The organism is Bradyrhizobium sp. SZCCHNS1050 (assembly GCF_032484785.1).
Taxonomy (GTDB): Bacteria; Pseudomonadota; Alphaproteobacteria; order Rhizobiales; family Xanthobacteraceae; genus Bradyrhizobium.
This window is the reverse complement of the sequence record NZ_JAUETR010000002.1, coordinates 1,031,254-1,047,646: the sequence shown is the minus strand read 5'-3', so window position 1 is coordinate 1,047,646 and position 16,393 is coordinate 1,031,254. Positions and strand designations below refer to the sequence as shown.

General features: G+C 59.1%; 11 protein-coding genes and 1 pseudogene. 8 read left to right on the top strand and 4 right to left on the bottom strand.

Features of this window, described 5'->3' with window-relative positions; translation table 11 throughout:
• Window positions 1-370: 370 nt before the first annotated feature.
• Window positions 371-4,630, top strand: a complete 4,260-nt coding sequence (locus QX094_RS29280) for a caspase family protein (RefSeq protein WP_316188407.1) — start codon at window positions 371-373, stop codon at window positions 4,628-4,630.
• Window positions 4,631-4,895: 265 nt separating this feature from the next.
• Here QX094_RS29280 and QX094_RS29275 read toward each other — a convergent pair.
• Window positions 4,896-6,082 (bottom strand): IS3 family transposase gene (locus tag QX094_RS29275; RefSeq protein ID WP_316188008.1). Its coding sequence is split into 2 segments (ribosomal slippage): window positions 4,896-5,821 and window positions 5,821-6,082, totalling 1,188 coding nucleotides; the frame shifts between segments, so codons are not numbered across the junction.
• 258 nt (window positions 6,083-6,340) lie between these two features.
• On the opposite strand from QX094_RS29275, the gene QX094_RS29270 reads away from it, so the two are divergent.
• The 3 genes from QX094_RS29270 (at window position 6,341) to QX094_RS29260 (ending at window position 8,944) form a co-directional block, all read left to right on the top strand.
• Window positions 6,341-6,643, top strand: a complete 303-nt coding sequence (locus tag QX094_RS29270) for a hypothetical protein (protein WP_316185954.1) — start codon at window positions 6,341-6,343, stop codon at window positions 6,641-6,643.
• Window positions 6,644-6,700: 57 nt separating this feature from the next.
• Window positions 6,701-7,315 carry a hypothetical protein gene (locus QX094_RS29265; RefSeq protein WP_316185955.1) on the top strand — a complete coding sequence of 205 codons (615 nt, stop codon included), beginning with the start codon at window positions 6,701-6,703 and terminating at the stop codon, window positions 7,313-7,315.
• A gap of 138 nt (window positions 7,316-7,453) precedes the next feature.
• Entirely contained in the window at window positions 7,454-8,944 is a 1,491-nt protein-coding gene (locus QX094_RS29260) for an ATP-dependent nuclease (RefSeq protein ID WP_316188406.1), read from the top strand.
• A 164-nt stretch (window positions 8,945-9,108) separates the two neighbouring features.
• Here QX094_RS29260 and QX094_RS29255 read toward each other — a convergent pair whose 3' ends face one another.
• The gene (locus QX094_RS29255; protein ID WP_316185960.1) at window positions 9,109-9,459 is read right to left on the bottom strand and encodes an AraC family ligand binding domain-containing protein; all 351 of its coding nucleotides are present in this window, start codon (window positions 9,457-9,459) and stop codon (window positions 9,109-9,111) included.
• Between the two features lie 1,142 nt (window positions 9,460-10,601).
• Here QX094_RS29255 and QX094_RS29250 point away from each other — a divergent pair.
• The 4 genes and pseudogenes from QX094_RS29250 to QX094_RS29235 all read left to right on the top strand — a co-directional run bounded on the left by QX094_RS29250 (window position 10,602) and on the right by QX094_RS29235 (window position 13,462).
• Window positions 10,602-11,788, top strand: a protein-coding gene (locus QX094_RS29250) for an IS3 family transposase (RefSeq protein WP_316187580.1) whose coding sequence is annotated in 2 segments (ribosomal slippage) — window positions 10,602-10,863 and window positions 10,863-11,788 — 1,188 coding nt in all. Because the reading frame shifts where the segments join, the coding sequence is not laid out codon by codon here.
• Window positions 11,789-11,813: 25 nt separating this feature from the next.
• Window positions 11,814-12,149: pseudogene (locus QX094_RS29245) on the top strand (integrase core domain-containing protein); the annotation flags it as partial.
• 451 nt (window positions 12,150-12,600) lie between these two features.
• Complete coding sequence (locus QX094_RS29240; protein WP_409999264.1) at window positions 12,601-12,747, top strand: rubredoxin; 147 nt, start codon at window positions 12,601-12,603, stop codon at window positions 12,745-12,747.
• Window positions 12,748-12,817: 70 nt separating this feature from the next.
• Window positions 12,818-13,462, top strand: a complete 645-nt coding sequence (locus tag QX094_RS29235) for an FMN-binding negative transcriptional regulator (RefSeq protein WP_316173919.1) — start codon at window positions 12,818-12,820, stop codon at window positions 13,460-13,462.
• A gap of 128 nt (window positions 13,463-13,590) precedes the next feature.
• Here the strand turns inward: QX094_RS29235 and QX094_RS29230 are convergent, their stop codons facing one another.
• Together QX094_RS29230 and QX094_RS29225 are read right to left on the bottom strand one after the other, a co-directional pair.
• Entirely contained in the window at window positions 13,591-15,126 is a 1,536-nt protein-coding gene (locus tag QX094_RS29230) for a PLP-dependent aminotransferase family protein (protein ID WP_316184774.1), read from the bottom strand.
• Window positions 15,127-15,398: 272 nt separating this feature from the next.
• The gene (locus tag QX094_RS29225) at window positions 15,399-16,334 is read right to left on the bottom strand and encodes a LysR family transcriptional regulator (RefSeq protein ID WP_315749806.1); all 936 of its coding nucleotides are present in this window, start codon (window positions 16,332-16,334) and stop codon (window positions 15,399-15,401) included.
• Window positions 16,335-16,393: the final 59 nt, after the last annotated feature.

The window sequence follows — 16,393 nt, the reverse complement described above, 5'->3', positions numbered from 1 at the left end:
CAATTTCCGATTGACATCCTAACGTTGCATCGCAAGTATTCACGCAAAAGGCGTTTGTCAGTCAAATTGATAGTTGGGCGACGGAATCGGAAGCTATTGCTCCGCGACCACGATTCAAGTCCGCTGCTTCTTGAGCCAAAGATTCGATGTGGTTCAGTTATGAGGACGCTAAGCGTTTCCGTTCTGCTTGCTCGAGGTGCCCTTGCGCGCCACCGAAGGTGGCCGGGTAAGTTCTTGTATCTGGCGACGAGCCGGTCGGCATTCGTCGCGCTCCAAACAAAGCAGTGTGAGAAGAGCTGAAAGTAAAGAGCAACATCGTGGATGGATAGCTCGCTCGAAAAGCGACGTAGATATAATACGGGAGTGAAATTTGATCGAGCGACGGACTTCAAGAATCTTCACGGCGTTTATTGTCACGCTGGTTGTCTCGGTCGGTGGAAATTCAATGGCCGCAGATCCCAGTGCATCGACGGGCCTTGACGCCCAAGGTGTTGCTGAATTTGTTCTCGACACGTGGAAAAACTTTGTAGAACACCAGGGCAAAGATGACACGCTTCTCCATAGCGAGAACAGCGCAGCCGTGCTTTGCGTGGACTGGCGGCAGTTCCGGACATCGGCAAAAGAGAAGGCGTTTGGCTTCTCGCGTTGGTGGGCCGAATGGGATAATGCCACGGCCGAGACGAGCGCCAACATAGCCCTCAAAAGTTGCGAGGAGTGGAGAAGTACCGAGCGATCTTCCTGTGAATGCCAGGTTATCGCCAAAAATCTGCAGCCTGCACTCAATGTGATGAGTGGGGCGATCGGAAGCGCACCGCGAAATCCTCCCGCTCATGATGTGAGTTCTATGGGATCACCTCGCCTGGTTCTCCAAGCTGGTCATACCGGCAATGTGAACAAGGCGATGTTTGGCCCGAATGGAGTGCAGATCGCCTACCAAAACGGACAACGAGCGTCGCTACCGCAAGAGCCCATGAAGCGGGTCGCTGGCCTCGATATCGTCGTCACTGAGGCCGATGGGGTACTGATAATTTGGGATCGCAAATCCGGGCGCGAACTCAGACGCACGCCCAAAGTTGGCAAGATTACATCGCTATCCATGTCTGCGGACGGCGTCTGGATCCTCGGGCGTGATGAGGGGAGCCTGGGACATCTTTGGAATACGATCGATGGGGAGGAAGTCAGGACTTTCCAAGGCGTTGACTTCGGAATCGCGCTTTCGCCAGATGCGACGCTTGCCGTTTTGAGCTCTCGAGACCCAAAATCAAATGGCGTTTACGAGACGGCCACCGGCCAACAGCTATTTCGAATGGATCTCGATCAAATCGCGCAGGCACAATTCTCCCCGGACGGCGATCGAGTGCTGACCTCTAGCTCCGGCAGCATCAGCCTTTGGGATATCAAGCGAGGACGACTTCTGTTCAGGACCTACGTTCCAGCGCTTGATGAGGTATGGCTGGATCAAACCGGACAACGTATCATCGCCCGGGCGTCTCAAATCCGTGAAAATGAAAAGCACGAGCATGAGGCCTTCGGCACACGCGTTCTGGTGTGGGACGCCAACGGGCAGCAGCTCTTCGAGTTGCGGCGTGATGAGACGGTTTTCCATGTGCGCCCAACGGGTGATCCGGATCATTTGCTAATCGTCGGTGCGGAGGCTCAGTTGTGGAGCCTCTCGATGTCTAAGCAACTACAGGTGTTCGCTTCGGGGCCACAGAAACCGCCGACAAATGATCACTTTGACCTGCCTGATTTAAACGACGCGGTCGTAACTCCGAGTGGGCGTTCAGTCGTAACGCTTCACCGTAGCGGAACCATGCGCATCTGGAATTTGTTGACGGGAGCGCAAATCGGACTGGTTGAGGACGCCTCGCTGAAGGACGCCGGCGCGCTATTGGTGAGTTCAACAGACGACGAGGTCCTCACTCTTGGGAATCTGAGCGAGCCGCCGCGATCCTGGTCCCTTACGGAGCTGCAACTGCTACATGTGTTTTCGCGGAATGATCGTCTTCCACGGCTTTCAGGCGTTGGGTTTACCTCCGACGGCAGACTCGAAGTGACTAGCGAGGGCCGAACGGTGGTGTGGGATTTGGAGTCTGGGCGTCCTGCCTTTGAGTTTCGATCAGCACCTGTAGCGGCCGGTGATCGTGGAATTTACCTTGTCGGTGATGCGGGCCAGGTGGTCTCAACCAGGACGGGCGAGCCGATAACGCACATCAAGCACCCAATGGCCCCTCTGAACGTTTCGGTAGGCTTAAATGGGACCCGGCTTGCTGCCGAATATAGGAGTGGGGAGGTAGGCCTTTGGGATCTCACCAGAGGGCAAGCCAAGTTTATTTTGCCTGCGGCTGTCAAAGAGACGTCAGCTTTTGATGAGTGGCACACATCGCGAATTCTTCTATCCGCGGACGGGCAGTTCACGGCCATCAGCCGTGGCAATTCGGTCGAAGTTCTGAGAGATGACGGTACCTCGCTTTCGACTTTGGCCTCACCTCAAGCGTCGGAAGCCCGACCTCTTGCCTTTTCGCCATCTGGCAAGAGGTTAGTAGTGGGATGTGAAGATGGGCTAGCCCGTATTTTCAAAATCGTTAGTGGAAGGCTCGTTGGCCAAATCGATCTGAGGTTCGGGGAGAAGGTATTTTCTTGGGATGGTGACGAAGTTGTACAAGCCACATTTTTGAGTGACGAAGTCGTCGTTGCACGTAGCAGGAACGGTGTGTTTCGCGACTGGCGGGAGGTGGGGAATCCGTTGATCAAGGTGGATCATGCGATCGAGCAAAGCATGGCGGACTCTCCTGCGGGTCAAGGTGTAGCTACGTTGTCTGTCGAAGTTCCTCGCGTCTCGGCGTTCGCGGTATCCCCAGATGTTAAGTTAGTTGCGACCGGTGGTGCCGATGGAACAATACGGCTTTGGAACAGTGCAACGGGGGAGAGACGTGCAGTCCTCGCTAACAATTCTGCTCTTGTGGGCGTCGCCTTTTCGCCAAAAGGAGACCTGATTGCCGGTGCTGGTGAGGACGGCTCCATCAAGATTTGGAAGTTGCGTTCGGAGGGGGCTGTCGAACTTGCGACAATCGTAAACTTCAAAGACAGTCAGTGGTCAGTGTTTTCTCCCTCGGGACGATTTGATACCAACCGTATCGAGGAATTGGTCGGGCTTGGCTGGGTGCTTCCGGATACCCGGTTCCGGACGTTTGCGCCGGAATTATTCATGCGCGACTACTTTGAACCGCGATTGATCGGCCGCGAATTGCAAAATCCCGAATTGGTTCGGCCCGTTCCTGACGTGGCCTCTTTAAATAGATTGCAGCCCATTGTGCGGGTCCTGAGCGCCGGTGGAGGCGCGACGTTGGACGAAGCTGTGGTGAGGGTTCAGGCTTCGGCGGTGGATGATAATTCGGCGCCAAATGGCAAGACGCGTACGGATGCGTATGACCTTCGGCTGTTTCGGGACGGTGAATTGGTGGGACAATGGCCGGAAGCGTCAGATGGTAGCGACGAGATTGGGGCTTGGCGGCAGAGGACGTATCTCAGGCCAGAGGCGGGAGCGAAGACCGTAACGCATGACTTCGTGGTCAAGCTGCCGACCAGAGGACGGAAGGGGAGCAGCGTCTTCTCGGCGTATGCTTTCAATGAGGATCGGGTGAAGAGCGCGACGGCGTCGCTGGAGTACCAGGTCCCCAGCGACGTCGCACGGCGGGAGGCGAGAGCCTATGTGGTGACGGTTGGAGCCAACAGTTACGATGCGAAGGAACGCCAGTTGCACTTCGCCGTGCGTGATGCAGAGGCTATGCGCGAGAGTATGTCCAGGCTGGACGGCTACAAGGTGGTGCCGGTGAGCCTCACATCGGACGGAGACGATCGAACCAGGTGGGACGCGACGAAGGCCAAAATCCGGGCGGTCCTTTCGAGGTTGGCTGGGAAGTCAACGCCGTCGGGATCGCTGGCGGGGGTGAACGGCGTCGACCGGCTTGCGCAGGCCACACCGGACGACGTGGTGATAGTTACCTTCTCTGGCCATGGCTACACGGCCAAAGACGGGGCGTTCTACCTGCTGCCCTCCGATTCAGGGAAAGATCTGGATCCGGCCACCAAGCCTGAGGTGCTCGCCCAATTCATCTCGGGCGAGGAGCTCAGCGAATGGCTTCGTCCGATCGATGCAGGCCAGATGGCGATGATCATAGACGCCTGCCATTCGGCCGCGAGCGTCGATCAACCTGGCTTCAAGCCGGGACCAATGGGAGACCGGGGTCTCGGCCAGCTCGCCTACGACAAGGCGATGCGCATCCTGGCCGCCAGCCAGGCCGACGACGTGGCGCTAGAGAGCAATAAACTGAAGCAGGGTCTGCTGACCTATGCCCTGGTACACGACGGGCTGGCTGCGGGCCCCGACGGAAAGCGCGCTGCTGACACCAACCACGACGGCAAGGTCACGATCGCTGAATGGCTCAGATATGGCGAGCAGCACACTCCGACCCTATTCGAGGATATCAGGGCCGGTCGCAAAGACGTTACCTACGTCGGACGTGACTCCGTCGTAGAGCCGGGCTTCCAGCAGAAGGTCGCCGACCACGCTCAGACCCCAGCCCTCTTCGACTTCGCTCGCGAGGACCCAGTCGCCTTTCACCCCTAACTCACTCGTCTCTTAACTGGGAGAGGCAATACTCATCACGGCGAGATCTACTGAATGATGCCGATAGTGGGTGAACTCACAGAAAAGTTTTCGTGGCAATTTCCGTATTGAAATCAAGAGCGTAGCTTCTTGACGGCCCCGTCGACGGAATATCATCAGCCGCAAGAAGAAAATCGGAAGAATTTCAATACGCTAGTGCGATTTGAATAATCGAATGGGAGTGAGGTTTTTGAACGGCCGAAGTCGCTGAGCTGCCACCGAAGTTTCATCCAGCAGAGTTTAGAGTCCGGGTGGGTTGTACGCCGAGTGGCGCGGGTGGAGCAACGGGCGATTGGCGGAGCTGGTCGGGGTTGCGCAGCCGATCGCCCGTTGCGGTGAGGTTGGCGGCAAAGGCCGCAGGGGTCTGGTATCTCAGCGAGGAATGCGGCCGCGCGTTGTTGTAGTCGGCAACCCAGGCGGCGAGCCTGCGCCTGGTATCATCGAGACCGAAGAACAGCGTTTCATTCAAGAACTCGTCGCGCATCCGGCCGTTGAAGCTCTCGACGAAGGCGTTCTGGATCGGCTTGCCCGGTGCGATGAAGTGCCAGTCGATCGCGTTGTCCCTGCACCAGGCCAGCATCGCGTTGCTGGTAAACTCGGTGCCGTTGTCCGAGACGATCGAGCCCGGCTTGCCGCGCCGGGCGATGATCGAGGTCAGCTCCCGCGCCACCCGCCGCCCCGAGAGCGAAGTGTCGGCAATCGCGCCCAGGCACTCCTTGGTGACGTCGTCAACGATGTTGAGGATGCGGAAGCGCCGCCCGCCTACGAACTGATCGGACACGAAGTCCAGCGACCAGCGCGCATTCGGCCTCGCATCGACCAGGATTGGCACGCGGACGCCGCAGGCCTTGCGGCGGCTGCGGCGCTTGCGCACCGTGAGCCCTTCCTCCCGGTAAAGTCGATGGACGCGGTTGATCCCGGACGGCTCGCCCTCCCGCCGCAACAGAATGAACAGCCGTCGATAGCCGAAGCGCCGCCGCTCGCTGGCGAGCTCGCGCAAGCGGCCCCGAAGCGCGGTGTCGGGGGGCCGGCGGGACCGGTAGCGGACCATCGTCCGGTCCGCTCCGACGATCGAACAGGCCCGCCGTTCCGACAGGCCCAGCTTGGCCTGCAGGTGCGCCGCCGCGGCGCGCTTGGCGGCAGGCCTTACCATTTTTTTGAGAGCAGCTCCCGCAGCGCGGCCGCATCGAGCATCTGCTCGGCCAGCAGCTTCTTCAGCTTGGCATTCTCGTCCTCGAGCGCCTTCAGCCGCTTGGCTTCGGAGACGTCCATGCCGCCGAATTTAGCCTTCCAATTGTAGAACGTCGCTTCCGAAATCCCGTGCTTCCGAGCCAGATCGGCCGTCTTCGCACCGGCCTCGTGCTCCTTCAAAACCGCGATGATCTGCTCTTCCGTGAACCGCTTTCGCTTCATCTGTCCGTCCTTCGTCAGGCCGGACTCTAAATCGTTCTGGAGGAAATTCTTAGGGGCAGGTCATCGCCGATCTAAGATCTGTGAACGGCTTATTTGAAGAGTACGCTGGCCGAGACGAATGCGCAGTTCCGTCAACCATTAGCCTCCGCCGGCGCAGCTTGCTGACAACGGCTGGTGCCGTCAGCGCTCATATGCTACTAGAACGGGAAGTCGAGGGGAGTCTCTTTAATTAAGGGTTTCGAGACTATTGAGGTGGAAATGGCAGATTTTGTTTTTGACATTCGAGAAGTGACCCGCGGCGGCTTCATCGCATGGGAGGCTGTTGAGGAGGGCGCGGCTCACGTGATCGATCTCGCAAGCCCTACCTTGATCGCTGGAACCTATCCGGAAATTTCGTCCCATCTCAAGACGCAGCACAACCTGAATATCGATGTCGTGTACGACGCTGGTCAGGGTGATCATCTCGTAGGGCAGACTTGGACCTATCAGCGCGGCCCGAATAGAGTTATTATTCGCGATATTCCGCGAACTATACTCCGTCTTTCTGGGTTGACGGCTTAAGCTCCGCATCGCGCTCGAGTTATAGCAGTTGCACGCAAGGCGGCGAATAGGGGGCATATGTTCGCAGACAATCCCGATAAGGATTCTCAGGCGCCGTCGAACGTTTTCGCGCTAGCCACACCCCAGCACTTGTTGATCAAGCTCGCATGGGAAATTGGACAGCTCCGACGTTCGTTTGAGGTGGAGCAGCCTATCGCTTGGACGCATGCGCCAGCGTACCATGCCTTCAATTGTGCGGTTACTTGCTGGCACCTCTCTGATTGGACCTGGGAAGCGATTGATAGCCAAACGAAGCAAGTCGTCGCGGAACGCCTTGGCGCACGCTTAAGGACTCTCGAAGATTTTCAGGGCGCGCTTCGCACACGTCATCGCGCGCTGCACATTTGTTGGCAGATCGCCAACGGCTCAAAACATTTCCGTCTACGAAAGACTGATGTTGATATCCAGACTCAAAACGTTTGGGAGTATCAGCCTGCGATGGCAGGTTCGATGCAGGCGGGTGAACCGCTTGGCTCCTATCGATATCGCCTTGTCCTGACCGACAAGGGCCAGCCTATTGAAGCTCTCGCTCTATTTGAGGAGTCGGAAGGCATTTGGGCGAGAGAGCTTGCCTCATGGTTCTTGATTGAGCCACAGGGTTATGTTGAGGGAGTGCCTCTCAGACGGCTGTGATATCCGGGGCAGCCTTCGCCAATGCATCGCGCTGCGGAGGTATCGCGCAAGTTCGTGTGGTGTCGTCTGATCTAGAGTGCTGTTTTTGACCGTTCTTGCTGCATGGCTTTAGCATGATAGTCCTAAGAAGGAAGCGTTATGGACGTACGTCAAAGTGATATTGAGGGGCTCGAAGAAAAAGTAAAGAAGCTTTCTTACGAAAAGTACTTGCCGAGTCTTCGACTCTCGAATGTTCGAAGCTTTATAAATCAAACTATCAATTTCGATTTTCCGGTGACTGCGATCATTGGTACAAATGGTGGCGGAAAGTCTACTATTCTGGGGGCCGCCGCGCTTGCATATAAGGACGTTAAGCCCGGTGATTTCTTTCCGAAGTCGAACATCGGTGACACCAGTATGGCTAACTGGCGCATTGATTATGATATTTTGGACAGGAAGATAAACAAGGCCGGTACTATCCCGAGGAATGCCCGGTTTGTATCCGCAAAGTGGCGTCGCGAGAATGTTCTTGAGCGGGACGTCGTTGTTATACCGATCCAGCGCACGGTTCCTGCTAATGAACAAACAAGATTTAGGCAGTTTGTCGGTATCACGCAAAATACTGAGGTTGTTAAGTCGCCAATCGACGCAGCCGTAATCGGTTATGTTAGTCGTATCCTCGGGAAGGACGCCAAAAACTACGGGCGAGTATCCCTCAAATCAGATTCGTCCAAAAGTATCCTCGTTGGCATGCATCAAGAAAATGACTACTCGCAGTTTCATTTTGGTGCGGGTGAGGCGTCAATTATCGAGATGGTCTCACGTATCGAAGGTGCAGACGATAATTCGCTCATTCTGATCGAGGAGATAGAGAACGGACTTCATCCATTGGCGACACGTAAGATGGTTGAGTACTTGTTTGATGTTGCGAAGAGAAAAAAAGCTCAGATCATTTTTACTACGCACTCCGAATACGCCCTTGCAGTGTTGCCGCCGAAGGCAATTTGGGCGTGTATCGATGGGGTGGCGTATCAAGGAAAGCTTACTATTGAGAGCCTTCGTGCGCTGACCGGTACAGTTTCAAAGGGGGCTGCAATCTTCGTCGAGGACGACTTCGCTAAAGACTTAGTAGAGGAAATGTTGCGGCAGTATGCTCTCGATGTCTTCGACCAAGTGCAAGTACATAAAGCTGGTGGATATCCCTATGTTGTCGAAGTATTAAAGCACCATAACGCAAATCCCACGATCACCGCGCCGGCAGTCGCGGTCATCGACGGTGATAACCCGCCTCTCACCGAGGCGAACGACGATATCGTCGTTTTGCCTGACGGAATGCCGGAGTCGATAGTATTCGGCTTCATTTGCGACAATGCCGATGCGATGTCGGCATTTATACAGCAGCGATGTCAATGTCCGACAGTTAAGCAAGACGCAATCGTGGCGGCGATCAAATCTGTCAAAATTGACACTACGGATGCTCATCTTTACTTTGCGAAGTTAGGAGAGAGGCTCGGATTCATATCAGAGATAATCGTTCGTAGGGGGCTGAATTCAATTTATGTGGAGAATAATCGCGCCATTCTTGAGCCGAAGGTAAATTCGATCAGGACGCGTTTGAAGCTTGAAGGATCGCCCGGAATTACGGGGTAACGTTGACAGTGCTGGACTGCGCCCCTCAAGTGAGACACGATAATCTCAGTGAGAGGCATTCCCAGGATGACCTGGGTCAGCAAGAGGGGGTTACGGTGACAGTGCACGAAACCTTGCTGAACGGCGGATTTGGAGCGAGGGTAGGCGCGGTCGGCGCGGAGCGCTCAGGCCTGTGCCTCCTGCCAATGCGGATAGGTGACGTAGGCAGTCAGCGCTCCCTCGTCGTGCGATTGGATCGTGACATGCTCGCCTTTCGGCATATGGATGATCTCGCCCGGCCCGGCGGTTTCGGTGCCACCTGCGGTCGAGACCGATAGTCGTCCCTCGATCACGATCATGACGTCGTCCACCGCGAGCCTCTCGACAAGACGTTGATTGGGCGCGTAACGCCCGTAGCCGATCGTGATCGGCGCACCCTGGCGTTGGTCGACGACATTGCCTGCGAACACGTCGCCATCCTGTCCGGGCGAGCGTTCGAATGTTGCGTCGGTCGGAGCAAATTTGCGGACCGTCATGGCGTCACCTGCGTTGTCCGGCGGATGGTTTGAAGCTGTAGCAGTTAACGCCGGAGCAAAAGTTTGGTTCGCTGTCGCCGCATCCTCCATGGTATTTGAGACAGCCTGCTCAAACCGCCCGACGGGCAATCCCTGCATGCCCCGCATGCATCAACTGCCCGTCGTGCCAGTTTGTCGCGCACTTCTCCCTTGTCACGTCGGGCAAATCACATCCACATTTCCGCGCATCCCGGCTCGCTGAAGAGGGACGTTTCGCGATCGTCACGAGCGTCGAGCCGGAGATGCGACGGGCGCGTTGCTCTGCAGCCGGGTGTCACAGCCCGCGCCGACGAACGGAGCGATGCGACGGCGAAGTGGTGTGGTCCTGGCATCGCGGTGCTGATGCCAAGCCGGCGGTGATGATGATCCGCCGGCGACGGGGGCAAGACAGCCGATCCCCGGGGAGAGCGCCTATAAGTCGTCAAACCGTCGCGCAGGGAAGGCCGGATATTGGGCTGAACCTGTGGTTCTGCCGCGTGCTTTTTGCTGCACGCGGACCGCGGGTATCAGCCGATACCCGGTCTTCCCTGCGCCTCTTCTTCGGACGAAGAGGTTCACTCAGGACAGAACTCGGGCGTAGACCGCCGCGAGACGGCTCAGCCATACCCGCTGTTTGAAACGTATACAACGCACCCGTGCCATGTCCTGATCAGGTGGACAGTCGCAGGGTGATCTGCCGTCTATCCAGTGGCGTCAAAAGCACTGCGCGGCAGCGTCGCCAGGACACGCCCGCGCCACCGATCTTGTCTGCATTCGCGGGCATTGCGGGATTATCGATCAGTTGAGGTCGGCCCGGCCGTCAGGGCGACGTTTGAGCACGCCACCGAGAGCGGTCCGGCGAGGGGATCATGCAGGAAAGCTCCCGCTCGGCAAATCGACAATGGCGACGAGCAGCTCATCTTCAGGCAAAGCATCGAGTCTGCCGCCCGGGCGGGTACAATCTAGAGGGCTGTGATCAGTTCCTGATCGCGTGGCACCGCAGCCTGGAGGACTTTACCCGCCGCTCGTGGAGGCCGGTAGCTGCCGTGTTGGACCGGCCGTGACCTGCCCCTAAGAATTTCCTCCAGAACGATTTAGAGTCCGGCCTGACGAAGGACGGACAGATGAAGCGAAAGCGGTTCACGGAAGAGCAGATCATCGCGGTTTTGAAGGAGCACGAGGCCGGTGCGAAGACGGCCGATCTGGCTCGGAAGCACGGGATTTCGGAAGCGACGTTCTACAATTGGAAGGCTAAATTCGGCGGCATGGACGTCTCCGAAGCCAAGCGGCTGAAGGCGCTCGAGGACGAGAATGCCAAGCTGAAGAAGCTGCTGGCCGAGCAGATGCTCGATGCGGCCGCGCTGCGGGAGCTGCTCTCAAAAAAATGGTAAGGCCTGCCGCCAAGCGCGCCGCGGCGGCGCACCTGCAGGCCAAGCTGGGCCTGTCGGAACGGCGGGCCTGTTCGATCGTCGGAGCGGACCGGACGATGGTCCGCTACCGGTCCCGCCGGCCCCCCGACACCGCGCTTCGGGGCCGCTTGCGCGAGCTCGCCAGCGAGCGGCGGCGCTTCGGCTATCGACGGCTGTTCATTCTGTTGCGGCGGGAGGGCGAGCCGTCCGGGATCAACCGCGTCCATCGACTTTACCGGGAGGAAGGGCTCACGGTGCGCAAGCGCCGCAGCCGCCGCAAGGCCTGCGGCGTCCGCGTGCCAATCCTGGTCGATGCGAGGCCGAATGCGCGCTGGTCGCTGGACTTCGTGTCCGATCAGTTCGTAGGCGGGCGGCGCTTCCGCATCCTCAACATCGTTGACGACGTCACCAAGGAGTGCCTGGGCGCGATTGCCGACACTTCGCTCTCGGGGCGGCGGGTGGCGCGGGAGCTGACCTCGATCATCGCCCGGCGCGGCAAGCCGGGCTCGATCGTCTCGGACAACGGCACCGAGTTTACCAGCAACGCGATGCTGGCCTGGTGCAGGGACAACGCGATCGACTGGCACTTCATCGCACCGGGCAAGCCGATCCAGAACGCCTTCGTCGAGAGCTTCAACGGCCGGATGCGCGACGAGTTCTTGAATGAAACGCTGTTCTTCGGTCTCGATGATACCAGGCGCAGGCTCGCCGCCTGGGTTGCCGACTACAACAACGCGCGGCCGCATTCCTCGCTGAGATACCAGACCCCTGCGGCCTTTGCCGCCAACCTCACCGCAACGGGCGATCGGCTGCGCAACCCCGACCAGCTCCGCCAATCGCCCGTTGCTCCACCCGCGCCACTCGGCGTACAACCCACCCGGACTCTAAACGCTGCTGGATGAAACTTCGGTGGCAGCTCAGTGCAGGGACAACGCGATCGACTGGCACTTCATCGCACCGGGCAAGCCGATCCAGAACGCCTTCGTCGAGAGCTTCAACGGCCGGATGCGCGACGAGTTCTTGAATGAAACGCTGTTCTTCGGTCTCGATGATACCAGGCGCAGGCTCGCCGCCTGGGTTGCCGACTACAACAACGCGCGGCCGCATTCCTCGCTGAGATACCAGACCCCTGCGGCCTTTGCCGCCAACCTCACCGCAACGGGCGATCGGCTGCGCAACCCCGACCAGCTCCGCCAATCGCCCGTTGCTCCACCCGCGCCACTCGGCGTACAACCCACCCGGACTCTAAACTCTGCTGGATGAAACTTCGGTGGCAGCTCACACTCCACCGAGAGCGGTCCGGCGAGGGGATCATGCAGGAAAGCTCCCGCTCGGCAAATCGACAATGGCGACGAGCAGCTCATCTTCAGGCAAAGCATCGAGTCTGCCGCCCGGGCGGGTACAATCTAGAGGGCTGTGATCAGTTCCTGATCGCGTGGCACCGCAGCCTGGAGGACTTTACCCGCCGCTCGTGGAGGCCGGTAGCTGCCGTGTTGGACCGCCCGGCCCGCACGGAGCTGGCAAGCCGTCCCATCAAGGACAATTCTGGTCCAGTGATAATGCCAAAAACTGGCACTGTTGAATGGGGCAGGCCTGACCTAAATCGCTCGTGAACCGCCTCCTGACACAAGGGCAAGCCATCATGAGCAAGGACAGCGCTCACCCGAACTCCGAAACGACCGCTGAGGCGCCCGTCTACAAGAGTTGGACATGCGTGCTCTGCGGACTCGTCTACAATGAACGCGACGGATGGCCCGACGACGGCATTCCACCCGGCACGCGTTGGCAGGACGTGTCCGAAGACTGGATCTGCCCCGACTGTGGTGCAGGCAAGAGCGACTTCGCGATGGTCGAGGTCTGAACAAATCCTGACAATGGCTGCGTGACCGTCAACGGTGACGTGGCGTTCTCTTCCTGCCGAAGGAGTTGCAATGTACGTTCCCTCGCACTTCGACGAAGCCCGTTCTGAGATGCTCTGCGATCTGATCGAAAAGAATCCGCTTGGCATTTTGATCACGCACGGCAAGAGCGGCTTGGACGCCAATCATATTCCGTTCGAGCTGAACAGAGCGCAGGGGCAGTGGGGAACGTTGCACTGCCACGTGGCGCGCGCGAACCCGGTGTGGCGGGATCTGGACACTGGCGCTGAGGTGCTCGTGGTGTTCCGCGCGTCTGACGCCTATATCTCCCCTCAATGGTACCCGAGCAAGCAGGATTTCCACAAGCAGGTGCCGAGCTGGAACTATCTCGTCGCGCATGCGTACGGGCGCGTGACCATTCACGACGACGAACGCTACGTGCGTGGCAATGTCGCCCGTTTGACACGGAAGCATGAGGCGTCTCAACCGGTCCCTTGGAAGATGACTGACGGTCCGAAGGACTATATCGACACGATGCTCAAGGCGATCGTCGGGCTGGAGATCGCAATCACGAACCTGGTCGGAAAATCCAAGCTGAGCCAGAACAAGGAGGTGCGGGACATCCGCTCCGCAGGCGAGGCCTTGAAAGAACGAGGCGAGCATCTCATCGGAGACGCCATGCTGGCGGCCGCAGCCGTCAAGGCAAGCCAGGAGTAGAGACGCGGCAATCAGGCGATAAGAGCAGCGCGCGAGCGATCCAGGCTTCGTATTTGTCAGTATTTGTCAGCGTCCCCATGCGGGGCGAGGAGACGTCCGGCGCGCCGGTGTGAGCATGAGCGACTGTCTCACGATCTGACCGCCTTCAGCGGCGCGGGCTTGGATGGGCGAGCCGTCCCCGTGGCTGCGACGCATGCATCGAGGACACCTCTGAGGCGGACGACGGCGGACTGTAGCTCCGCAATCGAAAAGCCGCCGAACCCGAGCATGAGTCCGCCACGAGGCGGGGTGGCATGGTACATGGGCGAGATCGGTCGCACCACCAGCCCCGCTTTGTGCGCCTGCTCCGCAATCGTGACATCGTCGAGGCCGGGCGGAAGCCAGAGTAACAGGTGCATGCCCTGGTCGCTCGGCTGCAGCGTTGCCCAGGACGGTAGGTCCTTGACAAGGGCGGAGATCAGGGCGGCGCGTCGTTCTGCGTAAGCGCCGCGAATGCGCCGGATGTGGGCTTCGAAATGGCCTTCGCGCATGTACTTCGCGAGGACGTGCTGGTCGACCGCCGGCGAATGGCGATCGATGAGGGCGCGCGCACCAGCGAACGCGTCGACCAGGGGAGGGGGAACGATCGCATATCCGATCCTCATCGAGGAGAACAGGACCTTACTCATCGTCCCAAGGTAAACGACGCGCGCGGGATCGAGTCCCTGCAACGATGGAAATGGATGTCCGGCGTAGCGAAGTTCGCTGTCGTAGTCGTCTTCGACGATCCAGGCATTGTTCTGCCGCGCCCACGACAGCAACGCGGTGCGTCTCGCCATGCTCATGGGCATGCCCAACGGATACTGATGCGAAGGTGTGACGAAAGCGACCCGGGCGTTCGGGCACTGGACGAGACCGTCTTGGACGTCGATGCCCTGATCATCCACGGGAATCCGGAAAGTCCGGACATTGAAGTTTTCGAGCACGGCGATGATGCCGGGGTAGGCCGGGTCTTCGGCCCACACGGCATCGCCGTCAGAGAGAAGGACGGTCGCCGATATGAAAAGCCCCTGTTGCGTGCCCGCCGTAACGATGACCTGATCGGGCTCGCATTTCACGCCCCGAGCCTTCCGTACATATTCGGCAATTGCGATCCGCAAATCGGGTAATCCTTTCGGATCAATGTAGCCCGACGGGGCGGCTGCCCGCAGAGCCCGGACACGATTGCCAAGCCGTCGCCATTGGTCGCCGGGGGCAACTGCACCCGCGGGATGAGCGATCGCAAACGGCGCCGGGTCTTGAGGCCGGAGAGTCCGCGCGACCTCAGCAAGACGGGCGACTTTCTCCGGCAACAGAGGACTGGGGTCTGCGCGTTCGATCAACGCCGGAGCGCGGGTCATCAAATCGGTGTCGGCATTGACGTTCGCGACGATCGTGCCGCCTCGGGCCCGGGCCTCGAGGTAGCCTTCTGCATGGAGCTGATGAAACGCCTCGATGACGGTTCCTCTCGCGAGCTGCAATGAATTGGCAAGGGCGCGAGTGGATGGCAGTCGCTCGCCAGGCTTCAAGATCCCCTTCGATATCGCCTCGCGAAGCGCTTGAGTCAGTTGGTATCCAACGCGGCCGGCAGTCCGGTCGAGCGAGCCCAGCGAGGGAATTGCGATGATGGTTCGGCGTCGTGCCATCGGTTCTCTGGTCCAACTGTTCTCCCGAATCTTGAACCAAACAATAGATCAGTTCCAGACGCCGGTGTCGGATTCGCTCCAATTGCGAGGGTTTGCGAAGGTTTGAACTGAGAAAGAACCCGATCAGGGTATCGGGCTACGAATTCGCATACCGGAACCTGCCGCTGGTAGCGGGTCGAAGAGGCGCTGGACATGCGGAGATGGAGCGCGACGCCGAAGCCCTGCCTGGGCTGACCAGCAACGCTGGCTATGCAGCCATCTTCGCCAATTGGCTAAGTCGCTGCCAACTTCCTTGCCGTGCTCCAAAGACTCTCAGCGGCATGGATCATCCGCGCCCGCGCGCGGATGAGGCATATGCTGATCTTGATGTCCCAGTCCTTCGGGCCGGCTCTCACCAATCGGCCGCTCTGGAGATCGAGCTCGACCAGGCTGCGTGGAGCCCAGGTGATCCCGCGGCCTTCTCGGGCCATGTTGATGAGCAGCATCACCGGTGCTGAGAAGCTGGGGAGCAGCATGGCGCTCGGCTGCTTCGTCGCGAGGAAGGCGGTCACGATGCGGCCCACGCCGGAACCCGGATGATAGGCGAGATAGGGCAGCGGCTTGTCCGCAGAGCCAGGCAGCGCAAACCGCGGCATCGATTGCCGCCGGCGACCGCTGCGCGTGACGGCCTTGTAACCGGTCGCGCTGATCGGGACCAGGACGTCGTCGGCGAGATCGATGCGCTGAAAGCGATCGTTATTCAGACGGCTGGCGAGCGATGGATGGTAATGCGCCAGCATGAAATGGGCATGGGCCTCGAGCAGGAGCTTCTCACACCCGGCGAAGTTCGACGCCACGAGCTGAACGGCGGATCCGGATCGCGCGCGGTCGACCCGGCGGATCCAGTCCGGAAAGAACGTCTGCGACAGTGCGTGGGTGGCGACGAATTGAACGGTCTCGGCCTTGAGGCGCGCCGCTTCCAGGGCCTCCTCGCGGCCGTTTGACAGCCTGCGAATGACGTCCTCCGCCACCGGGCGAAAACTCTCCCCCGCCGGCGTCAGCTTCACGACATGGGTGCTGCGCTCGAACAGAGGCGCTCCAAGCCACGCTTCCAGCGACTTGATCCGCCGGCTCAAGGCCGGCTGCGTCACGTGCCGGCGCAGCGCTGCGCGGGAGAAGCCGCCGTCCTCCGCAATAGCGAGGAAATCCTCGATCCAGCTCAGGTCCATGATGCCAGCTTGTTATTGAATTATTCCAATACGGCATTAGCACCGCGGCACCGGCTGGT

Excerpts from the sequence above, each read along its gene's own strand:
- QX094_RS29270 (WP_316185954.1), top strand. The coding sequence starts at position 6,341 with ATGGCAGATTTTGTTTTTGACATTCGAGAAGTGACCCGCGGCGGCTTC.
- QX094_RS29265 (WP_316185955.1), top strand. The coding sequence starts at position 6,701 with ATGTTCGCAGACAATCCCGATAAGGATTCTCAGGCGCCGTCGAACGTT.
- QX094_RS29260 (WP_316188406.1), top strand. The coding sequence starts at position 7,454 with ATGGACGTACGTCAAAGTGATATTGAGGGGCTCGAAGAAAAAGTAAAG.
- QX094_RS29255 (WP_316185960.1), bottom strand. The coding sequence starts at position 9,459 with ATGACGGTCCGCAAATTTGCTCCGACCGACGCAACATTCGAACGCTCG.
- QX094_RS29235 (WP_316173919.1), top strand. The coding sequence starts at position 12,818 with ATGTACGTTCCCTCGCACTTCGACGAAGCCCGTTCTGAGATGCTCTGC.
- QX094_RS29230 (WP_316184774.1), bottom strand. The coding sequence starts at position 15,126 with ATGGCACGACGCCGAACCATCATCGCAATTCCCTCGCTGGGCTCGCTC.
- QX094_RS29225 (WP_315749806.1), bottom strand. The coding sequence starts at position 16,334 with ATGGACCTGAGCTGGATCGAGGATTTCCTCGCTATTGCGGAGGACGGC.